The 20,156-nt window shown below is 75.5% G+C and carries 21 protein-coding genes and 1 tRNA gene; 16 read left to right on the plus strand and 6 right to left on the minus strand.

Translation table 11 applies throughout. The features are described from left to right. Positions 1-14: 14 nt before the first annotated feature. A complete protein-coding gene (locus ACH4F6_RS05985) occupies positions 15-323 on the minus strand; it encodes a hypothetical protein (RefSeq protein WP_397958651.1) in 309 nt (102 codons plus the stop codon). A 35-nt stretch (positions 324-358) separates the two neighbouring features. On the opposite strand from ACH4F6_RS05985, the gene ACH4F6_RS05990 reads away from it, so the two are divergent. From ACH4F6_RS05990 to ACH4F6_RS06015, 6 genes are all read left to right on the plus strand, one after another. Next, positions 359-1,588 carry an MBL fold metallo-hydrolase gene (locus ACH4F6_RS05990; RefSeq protein WP_397958652.1) on the plus strand — a complete coding sequence of 410 codons (1,230 nt, stop codon included), beginning with the start codon at positions 359-361 and terminating at the stop codon, positions 1,586-1,588. Between the two features lie 352 nt (positions 1,589-1,940). Continuing rightward, complete coding sequence (locus ACH4F6_RS05995) at positions 1,941-4,454, plus strand: ATP-binding protein (protein ID WP_397958653.1); 2,514 nt, start codon at positions 1,941-1,943, stop codon at positions 4,452-4,454. A 56-nt stretch (positions 4,455-4,510) separates the two neighbouring features. Beyond that, entirely contained in the window at positions 4,511-4,945 is a 435-nt protein-coding gene (locus tag ACH4F6_RS06000) for a roadblock/LC7 domain-containing protein (protein WP_397958654.1), read from the plus strand. Continuing rightward, positions 4,942-5,319: a DUF742 domain-containing protein gene (locus tag ACH4F6_RS06005; protein ID WP_397958655.1), complete on the plus strand. Its 378-nt coding sequence runs from the start codon at positions 4,942-4,944 to the stop codon at positions 5,317-5,319. Before ACH4F6_RS06000 ends, ACH4F6_RS06005 begins: the two co-directional genes overlap by 4 nt. After that, the gene (locus tag ACH4F6_RS06010; RefSeq protein WP_397958656.1) at positions 5,297-5,926 is read left to right on the plus strand and encodes a GTP-binding protein; all 630 of its coding nucleotides are present in this window, start codon (positions 5,297-5,299) and stop codon (positions 5,924-5,926) included. The genes ACH4F6_RS06005 and ACH4F6_RS06010 overlap by 23 nt, the downstream gene beginning before the upstream one ends. Before the next feature lie 61 nt (positions 5,927-5,987). Beyond that, a complete protein-coding gene (locus ACH4F6_RS06015) occupies positions 5,988-6,557 on the plus strand; it encodes a GAF domain-containing protein (RefSeq protein WP_397958657.1) in 570 nt (189 codons plus the stop codon). A gap of 60 nt (positions 6,558-6,617) precedes the next feature. On the opposite strand, the gene ACH4F6_RS06020 is transcribed toward ACH4F6_RS06015, so the two are convergent. After that, the gene (locus tag ACH4F6_RS06020) at positions 6,618-7,247 is read right to left on the minus strand and encodes a GPP34 family phosphoprotein (protein ID WP_397958658.1); all 630 of its coding nucleotides are present in this window, start codon (positions 7,245-7,247) and stop codon (positions 6,618-6,620) included. Between the two features lie 229 nt (positions 7,248-7,476). Between ACH4F6_RS06020 and tdh the strand changes: the two genes are divergently transcribed. The 9 genes from tdh to ACH4F6_RS06065 all read left to right on the plus strand — a co-directional run bounded on the left by tdh (position 7,477) and on the right by ACH4F6_RS06065 (position 15,045). Beyond that, the gene (tdh, locus tag ACH4F6_RS06025) at positions 7,477-8,505 is read left to right on the plus strand and encodes an L-threonine 3-dehydrogenase (RefSeq protein WP_397958659.1); all 1,029 of its coding nucleotides are present in this window, start codon (positions 7,477-7,479) and stop codon (positions 8,503-8,505) included. A gap of 28 nt (positions 8,506-8,533) precedes the next feature. Next, entirely contained in the window at positions 8,534-9,727 is a 1,194-nt protein-coding gene (locus ACH4F6_RS06030; RefSeq protein ID WP_397958660.1) for a glycine C-acetyltransferase, read from the plus strand. A 31-nt stretch (positions 9,728-9,758) separates the two neighbouring features. Next, the gene (locus ACH4F6_RS06035) at positions 9,759-10,661 is read left to right on the plus strand and encodes a LysR family transcriptional regulator (RefSeq protein ID WP_397958661.1); all 903 of its coding nucleotides are present in this window, start codon (positions 9,759-9,761) and stop codon (positions 10,659-10,661) included. 48 nt (positions 10,662-10,709) lie between these two features. Continuing rightward, the gene (locus ACH4F6_RS06040) at positions 10,710-12,071 is read left to right on the plus strand and encodes a B12-binding domain-containing radical SAM protein (protein ID WP_397958799.1); all 1,362 of its coding nucleotides are present in this window, start codon (positions 10,710-10,712) and stop codon (positions 12,069-12,071) included. A gap of 48 nt (positions 12,072-12,119) precedes the next feature. Then, the gene (locus ACH4F6_RS06045; protein ID WP_397958662.1) at positions 12,120-12,704 is read left to right on the plus strand and encodes a helix-turn-helix domain-containing protein; all 585 of its coding nucleotides are present in this window, start codon (positions 12,120-12,122) and stop codon (positions 12,702-12,704) included. Then, positions 12,701-13,222: a GNAT family N-acetyltransferase gene (locus ACH4F6_RS06050; protein ID WP_397958663.1), complete on the plus strand. Its 522-nt coding sequence runs from the start codon at positions 12,701-12,703 to the stop codon at positions 13,220-13,222. The genes ACH4F6_RS06045 and ACH4F6_RS06050 overlap by 4 nt, the downstream gene beginning before the upstream one ends. A gap of 30 nt (positions 13,223-13,252) precedes the next feature. After that, positions 13,253-13,612: an MmcQ/YjbR family DNA-binding protein gene (locus tag ACH4F6_RS06055; RefSeq protein WP_397958664.1), complete on the plus strand. Its 360-nt coding sequence runs from the start codon at positions 13,253-13,255 to the stop codon at positions 13,610-13,612. Between the two features lie 148 nt (positions 13,613-13,760). Next, positions 13,761-13,834, plus strand: a tRNA-Pro gene (locus tag ACH4F6_RS06060). Between the two features lie 275 nt (positions 13,835-14,109). Beyond that, the gene (locus ACH4F6_RS06065; RefSeq protein ID WP_397958665.1) at positions 14,110-15,045 is read left to right on the plus strand and encodes an adenosine kinase; all 936 of its coding nucleotides are present in this window, start codon (positions 14,110-14,112) and stop codon (positions 15,043-15,045) included. 290 nt (positions 15,046-15,335) lie between these two features. Here the strand turns inward: ACH4F6_RS06065 and ACH4F6_RS06070 are convergent, their stop codons facing one another. Genes ACH4F6_RS06070 through ACH4F6_RS06085 form a run of 4 tightly spaced genes read right to left on the minus strand, consistent with a single transcriptional unit; the run spans position 15,336 to position 18,865 of the window. Continuing rightward, positions 15,336-15,764, minus strand: a complete 429-nt coding sequence (locus tag ACH4F6_RS06070) for a (2Fe-2S) ferredoxin domain-containing protein (protein WP_397958666.1) — start codon at positions 15,762-15,764, stop codon at positions 15,336-15,338. Positions 15,765-15,768: 4 nt separating this feature from the next. Next, the gene (locus tag ACH4F6_RS06075) at positions 15,769-16,299 is read right to left on the minus strand and encodes an NUDIX hydrolase family protein (protein WP_365458600.1); all 531 of its coding nucleotides are present in this window, start codon (positions 16,297-16,299) and stop codon (positions 15,769-15,771) included. Between the two features lie 24 nt (positions 16,300-16,323). Further along, the gene (locus tag ACH4F6_RS06080; protein WP_397958667.1) at positions 16,324-17,460 is read right to left on the minus strand and encodes an amidohydrolase family protein; all 1,137 of its coding nucleotides are present in this window, start codon (positions 17,458-17,460) and stop codon (positions 16,324-16,326) included. Between the two features lies 1 nt (position 17,461). After that, positions 17,462-18,865, minus strand: a complete 1,404-nt coding sequence (locus ACH4F6_RS06085) for a glutamine synthetase (protein WP_397958668.1) — start codon at positions 18,863-18,865, stop codon at positions 17,462-17,464. 398 nt (positions 18,866-19,263) lie between these two features. Here ACH4F6_RS06085 and ACH4F6_RS06090 point away from each other — a divergent pair, with 398 nt between their 5' ends. Continuing rightward, entirely contained in the window at positions 19,264-20,136 is an 873-nt protein-coding gene (locus ACH4F6_RS06090; protein WP_397958669.1) for a Cof-type HAD-IIB family hydrolase, read from the plus strand. The last annotated feature ends 20 nt before the right edge of the window (positions 20,137-20,156 follow it).

The following is a 20,156-nucleotide window of genomic DNA, read 5'->3' on the forward strand; positions in this document are numbered from 1 at the left end:
CTGCGCCGACGCCGTCAGAGGCGGCGGTGGCGGCCGAACCGCTCGGCGACGACCGGCGGCCGCCGCGCGCCGCACGGCCCGCGCACGAGCCGGTCGACGACCAGGGAGCCCCGGCAGCCGGTCCAGCCGGTCCAGCCGGTCCAGCCGGTCCGGGCGAGGGACGACGAGGGGGCGGTCGCGCGGACTCCTCGACCGGAACCGTTGCTGAACCGTGAGTCGGTGTCAGGAGGGGAGCGGCAGGTCGACGAGGCGGGGCCGCCGGGCCGGCCGTCGTCGCGGGCCCCGGACGAGGCCGGTCCGGCTCTGTCGTAGGAGCCGACCATAATGGGAATCCTCAGCGACTCCACCTGGAGGTACCGTGCCCGGTTCCCGTTCCCTGAGCCCCGGGCTCCGCGCGTTGCAGCCCGAGGCCTTCGGCGCGGACCCGAGCGGTGAGCGCCTGGCGCGCATCCGCAGATCACCCCACTTCAAGGACGGGGTCTTCCAGAACCCCGGCGGCCCGGCGCGCACCCGCCCCTCGGGCTCCGCCCTCGACTTCGCCAAGGTGTTCTTCGACAAGGACTCCCGTCCGCGCCGCGCCCCCGCCGGCACGGTCCCGGTGCACGCCACCACCCTCGCCGACTTGGCGCGGCCGCCCGCCACGGGTCTGCGGCTGACCTGGATGGGCCACTCCAGCGTGCTCGCGGAGATCGACGGGCGGCGCGTGCTGTTCGACCCCGTCTGGGGCGAGCGCTGCTCCCCCTTCCCCTTCGCGGGCCCGAAGCGGCTGCACCCCGTCCCGCTGCCGCTCGCCGCCCTCGGCCCGGTCGACGTCGTCGTCGTCTCGCACGACCACTACGACCACCTGGACATGCCCACGATCAAGGCGCTGGCCGGCACGGACACGCTCTTCGCCGTCCCGCTCGGCGTCGGCGCCCACCTCGAGCACTGGGGCGTGTCCGCCGACCGGCTGCGCGAGCTGGACTGGCACGAGTCGACCCGGGTCGGCGGGCTCACCCTCACCGCCACCCCGGCCCGTCACTTCTGCGGCCGCGGGCTGCGCAACACCCAGCACACCCTGTGGGCGTCCTGGGTCGTCGCGGGCGACGACCACCGGATCTACCACAGCGGGGACACCGGCTACTTCGAGGGCTTCAAGGACATCGGCGCCGCACACGGGCCGTTCGACGCGACGATGATCCAGATCGGCGCGTACTCCGACTTCTGGCCCGACATCCACATGACGCCCCAGGAGGGCCTGCGCGCCCATCTCGACCTCCAGGGCGGTCCGGCGGGCGTGTTCCTGCCGATCCACTGGGCCACCTTCAACCTCGCCACGCACGCGTGGGCGGAGCCCGGCGAGGGCACCCTGGCCGCCGCGGAGGCGGCCGGCGCGCCCGTCGCGCTGCCCCGGCCCGGCGAGCCCTTCGAGCCGGCCGCCGAGACCGTTCCGGCCGAGCCGTGGTGGCGCGGTGCCGCGCTCGCCCCGGCGGGTGGCTGGCCGCCCCCGGTCGCCGCGGCGGCAAAGGCCAAAGCGGATACCGAGAGTGACGGTCTGACGGGGGCGGCCGAGGGCGGCGAAGCCCCGGACGCGGTTCCGGCGGGCTGACCGGGGGCGTCGAAGGGGTCGGTGCGAGGGCCGGGGAGCGGAGGGCTCCCCGGCCCTCGCTTTTTGTTCGAGATCGCCTCTGAACAGGTGTGACCGAGTTCTTCCCGTCTTGGTGCCGGAAAAGTCGCAGGGTTATCGGTCTTTCGTGCGAGACCTCATACCAGAGCGGGACCCTCTCCGGGGGACTTCGTCAACTGCCCACCGCACATGTTGCGTTGGCGACTACTGTGAGTGTCCGTCGAGCGGGGTGCGGCCGAATTCCCGGCCCTCCCGACCGACACCGCGATGGCGCACGCCCGAGTCGGGCATCCCGCGCACCACCACGCCCGACGGACACAGGACGAGGACCCCGATGTCTCACCTCCGCGCACCGGCCGCACGCGCAGACCGCCGTGAGGGCGGACGGCACGGACGACCGGTCGCCCGCACCGCACCCGCACCGGCCGAGACACACATAGGGCCCCAACTCCTGCGGCTCGCCGTCCTGCCCCCGACCGCCGTCGCCCTCAGCGCCTGCGCCGCCGTGCTGTTCGCCGTGCGCTCCACCGGCGTCCGGCCCGGCCCGACCCTGTGGGCGGTGCTGGCCGGCGCGCTCGGCGTGACGACCGCGGGCATCGTGATCGCGGCCGTGGCCGCCGGCCGCGCCGCGCGCTCCGTCAGCGACCGCGTCGAGGCGCTGCGCCGCAGCAGCGCGCGCGGCGAGGCCGACCTGCGCGCCCTGCTCGACACCCTGCGCCGCGGCGAGGTCCCGGCCCGGCGCGCGCCGCACGGCGGCCCGCCCGCCGGCGCCGACGCGTTCGAACTGCTCGCCGCGGACCTGTCCCGCGCCCACGACGGGGCCGTCACCGCCGTCGTCCAGGCCGCCCGGCTCTCCAGCCAGGCCGGCAGCGAGCAGAAGCTCGAGGTCTTCGTCAACCTCGCGCGGCGCCTGCAGTCGCTCGTGCACCGCGAGATCTCGATCCTCGACGAGCTGGAGAACGAGATCGAGGACCCCGACCTCCTCAAGGGCCTCTTCCACGTCGACCACCTCGCCACCCGCATCCGCCGCCACGCCGAGAACCTCGCCGTCCTCGGCGGGGCCGTCTCCCGGCGGCAGTGGAGCAACCCGGTCCCCGTGACCGAGGTGCTGCGCTCCGCCATCGCCGAGGTCGAGCAGTACTCGCGGGTCAGGCTGGTGCCGCCGGTCGACGGGGAACTGCGCGGGCACGCCGTCGCCGACGTCGTCCACCTGCTCGCCGAACTCGTCGAGAACGCCACCGTGTTCTCCGCCCCGCACACCCAGGTGCTGCTGCGCGCCGACCTCGTCACCTCCGGGCTCGCCGTGGAGGTCGAGGACCGCGGGCTCGGCATGCCGGTCGAGGAACAGAGCCGGGTGAACGCCCTGCTCGCCGACCCCGACCAGGTCAACGTCGGCCTCCTGCTGGCCGACGGCCGCATCGGCCTGTACGTCGTCTCCCAGCTCGCCCGCCGGCACGGCATCCGGGTCCGGCTCCAGACCAACATCTACGGCGGCGTCCAGGCGGTCCTCGTCGTCCCGCAGGCCCTGCTGGGCCCGGCAGCGGGCGTGCCCGTGCCGCAGCCGGAGGAGAGCGGCGGGGGAGAGGCGCCGGCCGGGGCGGACGCGCGGGAGCACGCGCCCCGGGCGACCGGCAGCCGGGGCCCGGCCCCGGTACCGCCGGCGGGGCGGACCCCGGCCCTCGCCCCGGCCCCCGCTCCGCTTCCGGTCCCGGTCCCCGCCCCGGTCCCGGCGCAGGTCCGGCCGCAGGGTCAGGTCCAGCCGCAGACCCCGGTGCCGGGCCAGGCCCGGACCCCGTTGCCGCGGCCGTCGGACGCCGGGGCGGCCGGGACCGGCCCGTCCGGTGCGCCGGTCACGGGCGGGGAGCGCCCCGGGGCCGACGCCGCACCGGTGCGGAGCACGCCCGCCGACGGCGGCACGCCGTCCCCGGCCCGGCGGCGCGACGCGTCCGGCGGCGAACGGCCGCCCCTGGCCCCGCAGCCCGTGCCACCCGCTCCGCATGCCGTGCCTCCGGCCCCCCAGGCCGCCCTTCCGCCTTCGCGGGTCGTGTCACCGGCCCGGCAGGCCGTGTCCCCGGCCCCGCAGGCCGGCTACCCGGCGTCCCAGGCGGTTCCCGGACGCCTCGCCGGTCCACCGTCCTCGCAGGCCGTGTCATCGGTGGCGCCCGGGCCCGGAGACCCCGCCGGATCACCGGCAACGCGGGTCGGGCTCCCGGCGTCCCAGGCGGTTCCCGGACGCCTCGCCGGTCCACCGTCCTCGCAGGCCGTGTCATCGGTGGCGCCCGGGCCCGGAGATCCCGCCGGATCACCGGCCCCGCTCGTCACCCCGCCCGCGCAGGGCACGCCCCGCGGGTACGGCGGTGGCCCGGCCCCCCTGCCCGTGCGCGGCGCCCACGAGGTGCGGGCCGATCCGGCCGGGGCCCTGCCCGGCGTCCGGCCCGGCGACCGGCCCGTCGTGGACGAGCACGCGGGGCGGGCACCGGTGCCGCGCGCGGGCGCGGTGCGCGGCACCATGGGCAAGCCCCGACTTCCCCGCCGCCGGGCCCAGGAGCACCTCGTGCCCCAGCTGCGCGGCGGCCCGGCCCCGCGTCAGGACGCCGAGGAGCCCGCCGGGCACGACCCCGGCCTGATGGCCGCCTTCCAGCGCGGCATCGGCCTCGCCGAGGCCCGGCAGAGCCTGCGGCCGGACGGCCCGGAACAGGCCCCGTACCCCGCCGCGGACCCGCTCCGGCGCACGCCGCCCGCCCCGGCAGAGCCGTCCGGCGGGCCCGCCGCCCCCGGGGGGCACGACGCGTCCGGCCCCGGCCACCCCTCCACCGCCCGGCACGACGGGAGCGCACCGGCCGGATGACCACCCCCGCCCCCACCGCTCCCGCGAACCCCCGTACCCCAAGGAGTCGATCCACCATGGCGAGCGATGCGCCGACCGGCCACGTGTCCGATCTCGACTGGCTGATGAGCGGCCTCGTACAGCGCGTACCGCACACGACCAGCGCGGTCCTCCTCTCCTGCGACGGCCTGGTGAAGTCCGTCCACGGCCTCGACGCCGACAGCGCCGACCACATGGCCGCCCTCGCCTCCGGCCTGTACTCCCTCGGCCGCAGCGCCGGCGTCCGCTTCGGCGACGGCGGGGACGTGCGCCAGGTCGTCGTCGAACTCGACTCGACCCTGCTGTTCGTCACCACGGCCGGGTCCGGCACCTGTCTCGCCGTGCTCGCGGGCCGCGAGGCCGACGCGGCGGTCCTCGGCTACGAGATGGCGATGCTGGTCAAGAGCGTCCGCCCCTACCTGGTGACCGCGCCCCGGCAGCACGCCGTCGAACCGCCGGTGATGAGGCCTTGAACGTCGTGGCGGCCGGCGACGGACCCTGGCTCGACGACGCTGCCGGACGCCTGGTGCGGCCGTTCACGGTCAGCAACGGCCGCACCAGACCCACCGTCGCCCTCGACCTCATGTCCCAGGTCAGGGCCACCGGGGCGCCCCCCCTCGGCTACCTCGGACCCGAGCACGCACAGGCCCTCGACCTGTGCCTCGCACCCGTCCCGGTCGCCGAGGTCGCCGCCCACCTGAAGCTGCCGGCCGCGGTCACCAAGGTGCTGCTGTCGGACCTCGTCGACTGCGGCGCGCTGACCACCAAGCCCCCCGAGTTCCCCCACCACCCCACCGACCGGGCCCTACTGGAGGCAGTGCTCGATGGACTACGACGACAGCTCTGAGCGCCACGACCACGACGACGGTCCCGAGCCCTTCCCCACCGCGCTGAAGATCCTGGTGGCGGGCGGGTTCGGGGTCGGCAAGACGACGTTCGTCGGCGCGGTCAGCGAGATCGCGCCGCTCAGCACCGAGGAGTTGCTCACCACGGCCGGCGCCGCGACCGACAACCTCGACGGCATCGAGAACAAGGTCGAGACGACCGTCGCGATGGACTTCGGCCGCATCAGCCTCGACCCGCAGCACGTCCTGTACCTGTTCGGCACACCCGGGCAGGAGCGGTTCTGGTTCATGTGGGACGAGCTGTCCGAGGGCGCGCTCGGCGCGGTCGTCCTCGCCGACACCCGGCGCCTGCAGGAGTGCTTCGCGGCCGTCGACTTCTTCGAGGAGCGCGGTCTCGGCTTCGTCGTCGCCCTCAACGAGTTCGACGGCGCCCACCGCTACGAGCCCGAGGAGGTGCGCGCCGCCCTCGACCTGTCCGCGGAGATCCCCGTCGTGCGCTGCGACGCCCGCATCTCCGCCTCCGGCGTCCAGACGCTGCTCACCCTGGTCAGGCACCTCATCGCGCACGCGCCGGCGGTGCCCCGGCCGAGTCACGGCGCCCACAGGTGATCCCCGTCCCCGACGCACCGGAGCCGCACATGCCGTACGCCCACCGCGACGGAGCCCGCCCATGAGATACGACCCGCCGGGCCCGGCCGGCCGCCTGCTGCTCACGCCCGAGGACAAGGGGGCCCCCGCCCGCACCCGCAGACTGCGCCGGCTCGGCCTCGGCGACCGGCCGGAGCCCGTCCTGGACGCCTTCGCGGACCGCCTCGCCGAGCTCACCGGCGCGCCGTACGCCATGGTCAACTTCATCGGCGAGGAACGGCAGTTCTTCGCCGGACTGCACGCCCCGCGGGGCGACGCGGCCGTCCGGGGCGGCAAGCCCGAGCTGGGCCGCCGGCTGACCCGCGACTACGGCTACTGCCCGCACGTCGTCGTCCGGCGCAAGGCGCTGGTCCTGGAGGACGTCCGCGACTACCCGCGCTTCGCGGGCAACCCCGTGGTCGACGAGTACGGCATCCGTTCCTACCTCGGCGCCCCGCTCCTCGACACCAGCGGGACGGCGCTCGGCACGGTGTGCGTCGCCGACCTCGCGCCCCGGACCTGGGGGCGGACGGGACTGGAGACCGTCAAGGCGACCGCGGCGGACCTCGCCGGACGGCTGGAGCGGCGGGAGGCCGAGGAGACCCCGCCGTGAGGCGGCGCCCCGGGAGGCACGGCCGGGGCCGTGTCCGGGGCCGCGCGCGTCACGCGGTCCTCACAGGCCGCGCCAGACGTTGTCGAAGGCGGCGTCCTCGACGGACCGCCGCTGTCGCACGGCCACCAGTTCCGTCACCGCGTCGCCGACCGCGGCCAGCACGGTGACCACCGCGTCGGCCGGCTCGTCCGGGACGCCCCCGGCCGGCTCGTCCGGGGCGCCGCCGGCCGGTTCGTCCCGGATGCCGGCCGCGGCGGCCAGCGCGGCGAGGACCGGCTCGCCGCGGGCCCAGCGTTCGGCGGCGCGGCGGCGGGCCGGCGAGTCCACCGGCTCCGGACGGGCCGGCCGCGCCGCGAACGGACGGCCGCGCGGCCGGGTGAGCAGCCCGTCCGCCTCCAGCCGCGCGATGTAGGCCGCCGCCAGGCCGCGGCCGCGGCGCCACAGCCAGTCCTCGACCGACTCGTACGGCTCCACCCGCACGAGCAGCGACACGGCCTGATCCAGCAGGCCCTCCCGCGGCGCCGGCGGCAGACCGGGGACGAGACGGTCGCCGTCGACGGCGAGCGCTTCCGCGACCACCAGGTCGACCGCCTCGGCTCCCGCGAGGGCCAGGGACAGTTCGCCCTGCTCCACCGGGCGCACGGGCGGCACGTCCAGCGAGACGATCAACAGGTCCTGGGCTGTGGTCATGAGCGGCTCCCCGTCACAAGGTCCTGCGTCCAGGGTCGCACCGCGCCGTCGCACCGCGCCGTCGCACCGCGCCGTCGGGCGTGAAGGAAAGCTGTGGCGCCGCTTAAGAAATCCTCGATGGACCCGCACGGGCCGGCTGGGGCAGATTGCTGGTCGAATCCACCCCTCTCCCCGGACGCGGGCCCCTTCGGCGTGCCCGCGCCCGGCATCTCACCACAGGAGCCGTAGCGTGAAGGCGCTGGTCAAGCAGAAGGCGGAGCCCGGGCTGTGGCTCGCGGACGTGCCCGAGCCCGCCGTGGGCCCCGGCGACGTACTGATCAAGGTGCTGCGCACCGGCATCTGCGGCACCGACCTGCACATCCGGTCCTGGGACGGCTGGGCCCGGCAGGCGATCCGCACCCCGCTGGTGGTCGGGCACGAGTTCGTCGGCGAGGTCGTCGAGACCGGCCGTGACGTCACGGACGTCGCGGTGGGCGACCGGGTCAGCGGCGAGGGGCACCTCGTGTGCGGGAAGTGCCGCAACTGCCTGGCCGGGCGCCGCCATCTGTGCCGGGCCACCGTCGGCCTCGGCGTCGGCCGCGACGGCGCCTTCGCCGAGTACGTCGCCCTGCCCGCCTCCAACGTGTGGGTGCACCGCGTGCCCGTCGACCTCGACGTGGCGGCGATCTTCGACCCGTTCGGCAACGCCGTGCACACCGCGCTGTCCTTCCCGCTGGTCGGCGAGGACGTGCTGATCACCGGGGCCGGCCCGATCGGTCTGATGGCCGCGGCCGTGGCCCGGCACGCGGGGGCGCGCAACGTCGTCGTCACCGACGTCAGCGAGGAGCGGCTGGAGCTGGCCCGGAAGATCGGCGTGAGCCTCGCGCTGAACGTGTCGCGGGCCGGCATCGCCACCGGGCAGAGGGAGCTGGGGCTGCGCGAGGGCTTCGACATCGGCCTGGAGATGTCCGGCCGCCCCGAGGCCCTGCGCGACATGATCGCCAACATGACCCACGGCGGCCGGATCGCCATGCTCGGCCTGCCGTCCGAGGAGTTCCCGGTCGACTGGGCCCGGATCGTCACCTCGATGATCACCATCAAGGGCATCTACGGCCGGGAGATGTTCGAGACCTGGTACGCGATGTCGGTGCTCCTGGAGGGCGGCCTCGACCTCGCGCCCGTGATCACCGGCCGGTACGGCCACCGCGACTTCGAAGCGGCCTTCGAGGACGCCGCCAGTGGCCGGGGCGGCAAGGTCATCCTCGACTGGACCGCGTAAGCCACCTGCATCCCTGAGGAGTTCCCCGATGTTCGACTCCGTGCGCGACGACCTGCGCGCCACCCTCGACGAGATCCGCGCCGCCGGTCTGCACAAGCCCGAGCGGGTGATCGGCACCCCGCAGTCCGCCACGGTCGCCGTCACCGCGGGCGGCCGCCCCGGCGAGGTCCTCAACTTCTGCGCCAACAACTACCTCGGCCTCGCCGACCACCCCGAGGTGATCGCCGCCGCCCACGAGGCCCTGGACCGCTGGGGCTACGGCATGGCGTCCGTGCGCTTCATCTGCGGCACGCAGGAGGTGCACAAGGAGCTGGAGGCGCGGCTGTCGGCGTTCCTCGGCCAGGAGGACACCATCCTCTACTCCTCCTGCTTCGACGCCAACGGCGGTGTCTTCGAGACGCTGCTCGGCCCCGAGGACGCGGTGATCTCCGACGCCCTCAACCACGCCTCCATCATCGACGGCATCCGCCTGTCCAAGGCCCGCCGCCTCCGGTACGCCAACCGCGATCTGGAGGACCTGGAGCGGCAGCTGAAGGAGGCGGCCGACGCGCGCCGGCGGCTGATCGTCACCGACGGCGTCTTCTCCATGGACGGCTACGTGGCGCCCCTGCGCGAGATCTGCGACCTCGCCGACCGCTACGACGCGATGGTCATGGTCGACGACTCGCACGCCGTCGGCTTCGTCGGTCCCGGCGGCCGCGGCACCCCCGAGCTGCACGGGGTGATGGACCGCGTCGACATCATCACCGGCACGCTGGGCAAGGCCCTCGGCGGCGCCTCCGGCGGCTACGTCGCCGCCCGTGCCGAGATCGTGGCGCTGCTGCGCCAGCGCTCCCGCCCGTACCTCTTCTCCAACACCCTGGCCCCGGTGATCGCCGCCGCCTCCCTGAAGGTCCTGGACCTGCTGGAGGCGGCGGACGACCTGCGGGTGCGGCTCGCCGAGAACACGGCCCTGTTCCGCCGCCGGATGACCGAGGAGGGGTTCGACATCCTCCCCGGCGACCACGCCATCGCGCCCGTGATGATCGGCGACGCGGCCCGGGCCGGCCGCATGGCGGAGCTGCTGCTGGAGCGCGGGGTGTACGTGATCGGCTTCTCGTACCCGGTCGTCCCGCAGGGCCAGGCCCGCATCCGCGTCCAGCTGTCCGCCGCGCACTCCACGGACGACGTGCACCGGGCCGTCGACGCCTTCGTGGCGGCGCGGGCGGAACTGGAGGCCTGAGCACAGCGGGCGGACTGAGAGAATCGGTCCCATGATCGAGGCGCGGCGGCTCCACATCCTCCGTGCGGTGGCCGACCACCGCACGGTGACGGCGGCTGCCGCCGCGCTGTACCTCACCCCGTCCGCCGTGTCCCAGCAGCTCACGGCCCTCGAGCAGGAGACCGGCCACCGCCTGGTGGAACGCGGCGCCAAGGGCGTCCGGCTGACCCCGGCGGGCGAGATCCTGCTCGCCCACACCCACCTCGTCCTCGCCCAGCTGGAGCGGGCCGAGGCGGAGCTGGCCGCCTACGGCTCCGGGGCGGCCGGGACGGTCACGGTGGCCGCCTTCGCGACCGGCATCGCCCTGGTGGTCGCCCCCGCGGTGGGCCTGCTCGCCCGCACCGCCCCCGGCATCGGGATCCGCGTCCAGGACGCCGAGGGCGACGCCAGTCTGCCGATGGTGCTGGACCGGCAGGTCGACGTCGCCGTCGCGGTCGAGTACCGCGGGGCGCCGGCCGCCGACGACCCGCGCCTGACCCACGTGCCGCTGTACGCGGAGCCCTTCGACGCGGTCGTCCCGGTCGGCCACCGCCTCGCCGACGCCGCCGAGGTGCCGCTCGCCGAGCTGTCGAAGGACCCGTGGATCGGCCCGTACCCCGGCAACCCCTGCCACGACGTGGTCGTGCTGGCCTGTGAGAGCGCCGGTTTCCAGCCCCGCCTGGAGCACTCCTCGGACGATTTCCGCGCCGTCGTGGCGCTCGCCTCGGCCGACGCGGGCGTGGCCCTCGTACCGCGCTCGGCGCTGCGCGGCATGGACCTGACCGGGGTGGTCGTCCGGCCGGTCGACGGGGTGGCGCCCACCCGCCGGGTCTTCGCGGCCGTCCGCAGGGGCGCCGAGGAGCACCCGCTGATCCGGCCCGTGCTGGACGCGCTGCGGGCGGCCGCCGAGGAGTAGGGAACCGGCCACCGGTCGAACGCGGTCTCGGCTGTCATGCGTGTGACGATGATCCTCCCGGCCCTGACCGAGGCGACGAGCCCGCTGTTCCGCCCCATCAAGTACTCGCTGTTCCCGCCCCTGGGCCTGGCCACCCTCGCCGGCTACCTCGACCCCGACGACGAGGTCACGCTCCACGACGAACACGTCGAGCGCCTCGACCTGGAGGCCCTGCCGACCCCCGACCTGCTGGTCGTCCAGCCGTACATCACCTCCGCCCGGCGCTCCTACGAGATAGCCGACCACTTCCGCGCCCGCGGCGTGCACGTGGCCATGGGCGGACTGCACGTGACCTCGCTGCCCGAGGAGGCCGCGGCGCACGCCGACACGGTCTTCACCGGCCCCGGCGAGGACACCTGGCCGCTGTTCCTGAAGGACTTCCGCGACGGCGTGCCCGCCCGCCGCTACGACTCGACGCTGCGCACCCTCGCCGGACTGCCGCCGGTCCGCCGTGACCTGATCAAGCGCCACCTCTACCTCGTCCCCAACTCGATCGTGGTGTCCCGCGGCTGCCCGCACCACTGCGACTTCTGCTACAAGGACGCCTTCTTCGAGGGCGGGAAGTCCTTCTACACCCAGGCCGTCGACGACGCCCTCGCCGAGATCGACCGGCTGCCCGGCCGCCACCTGTACTTCCTCGACGACCACCTGCTCGGCAACCGGCGGTTCGCCGAGGCCCTGTTCGACGGCATGAAGGGGATGGGCCGCCTGTGGCAGGCGGCGGGCACGGTCAGCTCCGTGCTGAAGCCGGACCTGCTGGAGCGCGCGGTGGAGGCCGGGCTGCGCAGTCTGTTCGTCGGCTTCGAGACCGTCAACGACGCCAACCTCGCCGAGCGCCGCAAGAACCAGAACATCGGCACCGACTACGCGGCGGCGGTACGGCGGCTGCACGACGCCGGGGTCATGGTCAACGCCAGCTTCGTCTTCGGGCTCGACCAGGACGGGCCGGACGTGTTCGACCGGACCGTGGCGTGGGCGGTCGGCCAGGGCATCGAGACGGCGACCTTCCACATCATGACGCCGTATCCGTCGACCGGGCTGTGGAAGCAGCTGGAGGCCGAGGGGCGGATCGTGCACCGGGACTGGGACCTCTACGACACCCGCCACGTCGTTCACCGCCCCAAGGGGATGACACCGCGTCAACTGGAGGACGGGTACTGGCGGGCGTACCGCGACTTCTACCGCTGGTCCAGCATCTGGCGCGGTTCGGCGGCCCAGCCCGGCCCGCACGAGCGGCTGCGGCACCTGGCGTACGCGGGCGGCTGGAAGAAGTTCGAGCCCGCCTGGGACCTGCTGATCCGCTCCCGGCGGGTGGTGCGGGCGCTGCCGGCGCTGGAGCGGACGCTGGCGGCGTTCGGCGGGCGGCGGTGAGCGTAGGCACAGCGCCGGCTGTTTCATGTCCGGGATAGCATCCCGGATATGAAACAGAACGTCACCGACGCCGGGCCGGACCCCGTCGACGCCCGGCTCGGCGCCCGCCTCGCCGAGCTGCGGGCCGGACGCGGCTGGTCGCTCGGCGAGCTGGCGGAGCGCAGCGGGGTCAGCCGGTCCACCCTGTCCCGCGCCGAACGGGCCGAGACCAGCCCCACCGCCGCCGTCCTGAACCGCCTGTGCCACGTCTACGGACGCACCATGTCCCAGCTGCTGAGCGAGGTCGAAGCGGAGCCCGCGCTGCTGCTGCGCGCCGCCGAACAGCCGGTGTGGGAGGACCGTTCCTCCGGTTTCGTGCGGCGCTCCGTGTCGCCGCCGCACCCCGGGCTGCGCGGCGAACTCGTCGAGGGACGGCTCGCCCCGGGCGCCGACCTCGCCTACGACCGGCCGCCCGTACCCGGCCTCGAACAGCACATCTGGGTGCTGGAGGGCGCCCTCGTCGTGACCGCGCAGGACGTCGATCACCGCCTCGGCACCGGCGACTGCCTGCGGCTGCGCGTCTGGGGACCGACGCGGTTCCGCTGCACGGGCGACACGGACGCGCGGTACGTGCTGGCGGTGGTGCTGCCGTGACGACGACGCGTCTGGACTCCGCCCGGCTGCTGGCCTCGGCCGAGCAGCTCGCCGGCCTGCTGGTCGACACGGTGGACGGCGGGGCCTCGGTCGGCTTCCTCGCCCCGCTCGACCGCGCGGCGGCCGTCGCCTGGTGGACGGAACGGGCCGCGCACGTGGCGGCCGGGCGGCTCGCGGTCTGGGCGGCCCACGACGGCGACCGTGTCGTCGGCACCGTCGGCCTGGCCTTCGCCGACAAGCCCAACAGCCGCCACCGCGCCGAGATCGTCAAGCTGATGGTCCACCGGGACGCCCGGGGCCGGGGCCTCGGCCGGCGCCTGCTGACGACCGCCGAACGGGCGGCCGCCGAGGCCGGCGTCACCCTGCTGCACCTCGACACCGAGACCGACGGCCCCGCCGAGCACCTCTACCGCACCGCCGGATGGACCCGGGCCGGGGTGATCCCCGACTACGCGGCCGACCCCGCCGGCGTGCTGCGGCCCACCACCCTGTACTACAAGCGGGTCGGCTCGGGGTGAGTGTCAGGGGCAGGCGCTACGGTGCGCAGCATGCCCGACGCCGAAGACGTACGCCGTATCGCCCTGTCCCTGCCGGACACCACGGAGAAGACCGCCTGGAACATGCCCACCTTCCGGGTCGCCGGGAAGATGTTCGCCACGCTGCCCGAGGACGAGACCTCCCTCGCCGTGCGCTGCCCCAAGGAGGAGCGCGACGAACTCGCCCTCGCCGAGCCCGGGAAGTTCTGGATCGCCGACCACGAGGCCCAGTTCGCCTGGGTCCGGGTCCGGCTGGCCGCCCTCGAGGACGAACGGGAGCTGCGGGACGTCCTGGCCGACTCCTGGCGCCAGGCCGCCCCGCCGCGCCTGCTGGAGGCGTACCCCGGGCTGGGGGTGCCGGCGGAGGGCTGAGCCCGCCCCGCGCGAACGGGCCGGCGCCCCGGCCCCCGGGCCGCACGCCGGGGGCCGGCCCCGGTAAACGGATGCGCGACCACCGACCCGAGTGCGGTATGGTTTCCCTGCACGTTCGACCGGGGGAAACCCCAGGTCAGACGGGCAACGGGACGTGGCGCAGCTTGGTAGCGCACTTGACTGGGGGTCAAGGGGTCGCAGGTTCAAATCCTGTCGTCCCGACTTGCTGGGAAGCAGGTCGGAGGCTGTATCGGAACATCCGGTACGGCCTCTTGTCGTTTCCGCGGACCGGGACGGAACCGCACCCGCCCGGCGCACGGCCGCCGGTCCGGCACGCCCGCCGAGCCGCCGACGGACCCGGACCGGGGAGCGGTTGAATCAACTTGCGGAAAGATTCAGCAAGTTGTTGCCAGCCGCGCGGGCGGCTGCTTCACTCACGACGTGACGCACGTCTGCGAAGCTCGTCACCCGGAACCGAGAGGAACGAGCCGACCGCCATGACCACCGAGACCGACGTCCTCGTCCTGGGCGGCGCGGGCGTGGACACCATCGTCCACGTCCCGCACCTGCCTCTCCCGTACGCCGACAGCTACATGATCCGGCCGGGCATCGTCACCCGCGCCGGCCAGAGCGGGGACTTCTTCGCGCTCGGCGTGAGCGCCCTGGGCCTGCGCACCCACCACATCGACCTGCTCGGCGCCGACCCCGAGGGCGACCTGGTGCGCGCCCTGCACCGGGACCGGGGCGTCCCGCTCACCGAGGTGCACTCCGCCGCCGGCACCAAGCGCGCGGTCAACCTGGTCGACCCGGACGGGCGGCGGCTGTCCCTGTACGACGACACCCGCAGCCAGGAGACCGACCGGCTGCCCGAGGACACCGTGCGCGCGCTGGCCGCCGCCGGCCGGCACGCCCACGTGGTGATCACCCACCCGTGCGCGCACGCCCTGCCGGTGCTGCGCGAGACCGGGGTGACCATCTCGACGGACCTGCACGACTGGGACGGCGCCAACCCGTACCACGAGCCGTTCGCGCTCGCCGCGGACCTGGTCTTCCTGTCCACCACCGCGCTGGCCGACCCGGAGCGCACCATGCGGGACATCGCCGCCCGCGGCCGGGCCCGGATCGTCGTGGCCACCGCCGCGGCCGAGGGCGCGTACCTGCTGGCCGACGGCGAGCTCACCCACGTGCCCGCCGTCGCCCCGCCCGCTCCCGTCGTGGACTCCAACGGCGCCGGCGACGCCTTCGCCGCCGGCTTCCTGTTCGGCTGGCTGGCGGGCGAGGACCCGCTGCGCTGCGCGCGGTACGGCGCCGTCGCCGGCGCCCACGCCTGCACGGTGCCCTCGACGCGCGCCGACGCCATCGGGCGGGACGAGCTCCTCGCCCGCGCGGCGGAGCCGGCCGCCGACGAACAGGGCGCCGGCGTGCCCGGATGAGCCGTGCCCGGACCACCGGCCACGGCCGCCGCGCCACGGCACGCCGGCCCGGTCGCCCAGGGCGGCGACGGGGGCGTCCGGCCCGGTGACGCGCCGCCGCCACGACTGCGGGCCGCGACCGCGCCGGACGTCCGCGGCGGCGACCCCACCGGTCCCGGCGGGCCGGGGAACCGCGCGGGGCGCCGGCCCCGGTACGGCTCAGCGACGCGGCGGCCGACGAGAGGACCGGCCGGCGGCCGGGGGAGGCGCCGGAGCGGCCGGCCGGGGTGACGCACCCCCCGGCCCGGGCCTCATCCGCGGCCGCCGGCCCGCGCCCGGCCGGGCGGGCGGATGAACTGGAGCTCCAGGGTGACCGGGGGCGCGGCGACGCCCGGGCCGCCCGCGGCCGCCCACGCCAGGATCTCCTCCGTGCAGTCGTCGTCCAGGACGAACCCGACCCAGGCGGCCCGGCCGCCGGCCCGGCGTCCGGCGGCGGAGGGCCGGACGACGACGTTGGCCTGGCCGCACGGGCCCAGGCAGTCCGTCGTACGGACCTGGAAGCCGCCGCCGGACGCGGCGGCGGCCGCGCGCAGCCGCTCCGGCTGCCGGGCGTGGTCGTGGCCGGGATGCTTGCGCGCGTCGCCGCAGCAGCAGCCCCGGCACACGACGAGCGTGCAGGGGCGGCGGGCGGCGCCGACCGTCACCGCGCGCCGGTCCGGCACCGCGGGGCGCGGACCCACGCCGTCAGGAGGCGGAGAGACCGACGTGGGCCAGGGCCTGCCGCAGCAGGAAGCCGTGCCCGCCCGGCATCTCGCTCTGCACCGCGGGCGAGGCCGCCTCCTGCGGGTCGAACCACACCAGGTCCAGGGCGTCCTGCCGGGGACGGCAGTCACCGGTCACCGGCACGATGTAGGCGAGGGACACCGCGTGCTGGCGCGGGTCGTGGTACGGGGTGATGCCCTGCGTCGGGAAGTACTCGGCGACCGTGAAGGGCTGCAGGGAGGCCGGGACGCGCGGCAGGGCCACCGGGCCGAGGTCCTTCTCCAGGTGACGCAGCAGGGCGTCCCGGACCCGCTCGTGGTGCAGGACCCGGCCGGAGACCAGGGTCCGGCTGACATTGCCGTCCGGCCCTATGCGCAACAGCAGCCCGATGCTGGTGACTTCGCCGCTGTCGTCGACGCGCACGGGCACGGCCTCGACGTACAGGATCGGCATGCGGGCGCGCGCCATCTCGAGCTCGTCGGCGCTCAGCCATCCGGGTGTGGTCTCGGTCATGTCAGACATTGCTTGATCATACTTTCAGTGTGCGTCGGGAAGCCGGTAGACCCGGCGTGCGTTGCCGGCCCCGGCCCAGCGTGCCAGCCGCAGCGCGTCCGGCAGGCCCAGTTCGTCGGCGTCCACCCGGTCCTGGAGGAGGTCCCCCAGTCCCCGGCGGAACGCCAGCGCGCCGAGCCCGTAGAACTCGGCGACACCGTAGGCGTCGGAGCTGTACAGCAGTTTGCGGAACGGGGTGATCTCCAGCGCCTCCTCCAGGACCGCCCGCGCCCGCGCGGGGCCCACGTGGTGCAGCGTGAGCCCCACGTCGAGGTACACCTGCTCGAACACGGCGGCCAGGTAGGCGGCCTGCCGCTGGTACGGCCAGCAGTGCAGCAGCAGGACCGGGACGGTGCCCGCGGTCAGGTGCAGCCAGTCCGTGAGGTGGGCCGGGTCCGCCCGGTGCAGGCGGATGTCGTTGTCGCCGAAGCCCGTGTGCAGCTGGAGGGGCAGGCCCAGGTCGACGGCGGTCCACAGCAGGTGCCGGACGAGGACCGGCTCGTCCAGCCGGCCGCCGCGCGCCAGCCACCGCCGGGCCGCCCGGGTGACCTCGGCGTCCGGGGGGCGGGCCGGGTCCAGGTCGAAACCGGTGCGGTACGCGGCCACCGACTTCACCCCCACCACGCCCGGCCGCCGCACCGCGTCGAGCGCGGCCGCCCGGAACACGTCGGCGTACTCGCCCGCCTCGACGCCCCGCGCGGCCACCGCCTCCGCCACGGCCTCCAGCCGTACGACCTCCCGCGCGACCCCGCCCGCCGCCTCCGCGAGTTCGCCGGGGGCCGTGACGGGGTGCGGGGCGAAACCGGCGTCCACGCAGAACACGGCGGTCCGGGCGGCCGTCAGGAAGCGCCGGTTGACCTCCCGCGGCCCCAGCTCGGCCCGGCGGGCGAGGTAGGCGTCGGCGGGCGCGTGGCGCTCCAGGTCCAGCAGGGGCGCGCAGTGCCGGCGCACCGCCACGCCCGCCGGGGTGTCGAACGCGGAGACGCCGGGCCAGCGGTCGCCCTCGGTGAGCAGCGCCTCGAAGCCCGCCCGGTCGAGGGGGGCGGTGACCACGCCGTGGCAGTGGTGGTCCACCAGTTCCAGGGCCGCGAGCGCCTCGTGGACCGGGCCGGGGGCGCTCACGTCAGTACACCCAGCGGTAGGCCGCGGCCACCCGCTCGTCGTCCTGGCCGTCCACCGCGTCGATCTCCCCCCGGCGCACGGCGGTCACCGCGTCGGCGAGGACCGGGCCCAGTGCGGCGCGCAGCACCTCGTCCCCGCGGAACTCCGCCACGGCCTCGGCCAGCGAGACCGGCAGCCGGAGCACCCCCCTGGCCGCGGCCTCCCCGGCGGACAGCCGGACCGGGTCGCCGGTGGTCTCCTCCGGCAGGGCCGCGCCCGCCGTGAGCCCGTCGAGGCCGGCGGCGATCAGGCAGCCGAGCGCGAGATAGGGGTTGGCGGCCAGGTCGACGGGCTTGACCTCCAGGTTCGCCTGCTCCGCGCGCCGGCCCGCCGTGCCCCGGACCAGCCGGAGCGCCGCCTCGCGGGTCTCCAGCCCCCAGGCGGTGAACACCCCGGCCCACTGGGACGGCCGGAGCCGCAGGTAGCTGGCCGGGCTCGGCGCGGTCACCGCCGTCAGGGCCGGCAGACGGGCCAGCACCCCGGCTGCGAAGGCCTCCGCGCCGGCCGTCATGCCGTGCCGGCGGTCACCGCCCGCGTGCAGGTTGACGCCGTCGCGCCACGCGGAGAGGTGGACGTGTCCGCCGTTGCCGACGCCGCCGGCCGTCACGGCGGGGGAGAAGGAGACCCGCAGCCCGTGACGGTGGGCCACCGCGCGGATCGTCTGGCGCACGAGCACGCTGCGGTCGGCGGCCCCCACCGGGTCGAGGGCGGCGACGGAGATCTCGAACTGGCCGGGCGCGTACTCGGGATGGATCTGGTCGACGTCCACGCCCTGCGCCGCGCAGGCCGCCAGCAGGTCGGCGGTGTACGCGCTCAGCTCCACCTGCCGGGTCGCGCCGTACGCCGGTCCCGAGGCCGCCGGGACGAACTCCCCGTCCGGCGCGGAGCCCAGGCCGACGGCCCACTCGATCTCGATGCCGGCCTTGAACGCCAGCCCGTGGGCGCGGGCCGCGCCGGCGGTGATCCGGCGCAGGAAGGTGCGGGAGCAGCCCGGATGCCGGTCGCCGTCCTGGGTGATGCGGTCGACCGGCGCCCACGCCCAGCCGGGCTGTCCGGCCAGCACCACCAGCCGGTCGAGATCGGGGTAGAGGCGCAGGTCGCCGTCCGGGGAGCCGAGCACGTCGGTGGCGACGATCCGGTCGTTCGCCAGGAACGTGTCGAAGACGGGGGACATGCCGACGCCCCAGGCCGCCGCCGAGGCCAGCCCGGCGACGGGGACGGTCTTCACCCGGCCCACGCCCGCGGTGTCGACGTAGGCGAGGACGACCCCGTGCACGCCCCGCCCGGACAGCTCCCCGCTCAGGGCTCTGGCCCGTTCCACGTCTCCGGGACGTCCGCCGGGTACGGGATCGGCGAGGGTGCTCATACGTCCTCCACGGTCACGGCCCCTGCGGGCACGGCCTGCACGGACCCCACGGTCACGGCCTCCACGGGCGGTCGCCGGTCAGGGTTTCACGGCCACCGCGCCGTACCGCGGCACCACGGCGGACGAGCCCGGCCCGGCCCGCCGGCGCGAGCGCGACACCGGGTCCGGCGCCGGCGGGCCCGGGCCGTCGAAGAGCGCGGCGACCCCCGCGCCGGTCCGCGGTGTGCCGTCCTCGCCCACGTGCCCGCTCCTTCGCGTCCGCCGCCCGTCGTGCGTCATTGTGCCGCCGCGTGATCGGCGGTGTCCCGGGAACCGGCGCGGCGGTGGACACGCCCGCGGGTGCCACGGGCTCCCCCGGTAGGGTGACATTCCGGTCACCCCCGCACAGGAAGCACGACATGCCCTACTCCGACGCCCCCCTTCCGGCCGCTGCCCGGCCGTCGGCCGCCGCTGCCGCCGGCATACGCCTCGTCGTCACCGACATGGACGGCACGCTGCTCGACGACGACAAGCGGGTGCCGGAGGGGCTGTGGGAGGTGCTCGCGCGGCTGCGGGAACGGGGGGTGCTGTTCAGCCCGGCGAGCGGACGGCAGTACGCGACGCTGGCGCGGGAGTTCGCCGAGGTAGCCGACGGCATGGTCTTCATCGCGGAGAACGGCACCTATGTCGTCCGCGACGGCGAGGAGCTGAGCTCCGACCCGCTGGACCCGGGCGTCGTCCGGGACGTCGTCGCGGCGGTGCGGCGGCTCGTGGCCGGCGGGGCCGACGTCGGCGCCGTCGTGTGCGGCAAGCGGTCCGCGTACGTGGAGCGGGCCGACGAGGCCTTCCTGGCCGAGGTGCGCAGGTACTACGTGCGGCACCGGGTCGTCGAGGACGCCGCGGCCGTCGACGACGACGTGATCAAGGTGGCGCTGTACGACTTCGGGCCGGCCGAGCGGACCACCGCCCCGGCCCTGGCGTCCTTCGCGGACAGCCACCAGGTCGTGGTCTCCGGCGAGCACTGGGTCGACGTCATGAACCGCACCGCCAACAAGGGCGCGGCCCTGCGCCGGCTCCAGCGCGACCTGGGCATCACGCCCGCGCAGACCGTGGTGTTCGGCGACTACCTCAACGACCTGGAGATGCTGGACGCCGCCGACTGGTCCTTCGCCATGGCCAACGCCCACCCGGAGGTCGTCCGCCGGGCCCGCCACCTGGCCCCCTCCAACAACGACAACGGCGTGCTGCGCACCGTCGTGCGCCTGCTCGACCTGCCGGTGACCGGTCTCTGACGCGGCGGCCGGATCCGCCG

The sequence above is a fragment of the Streptomyces sp. NPDC017936 genome (assembly GCF_044328485.1).
Classification (GTDB): Bacteria; Actinomycetota; Actinomycetes; order Streptomycetales; family Streptomycetaceae; genus Streptomyces.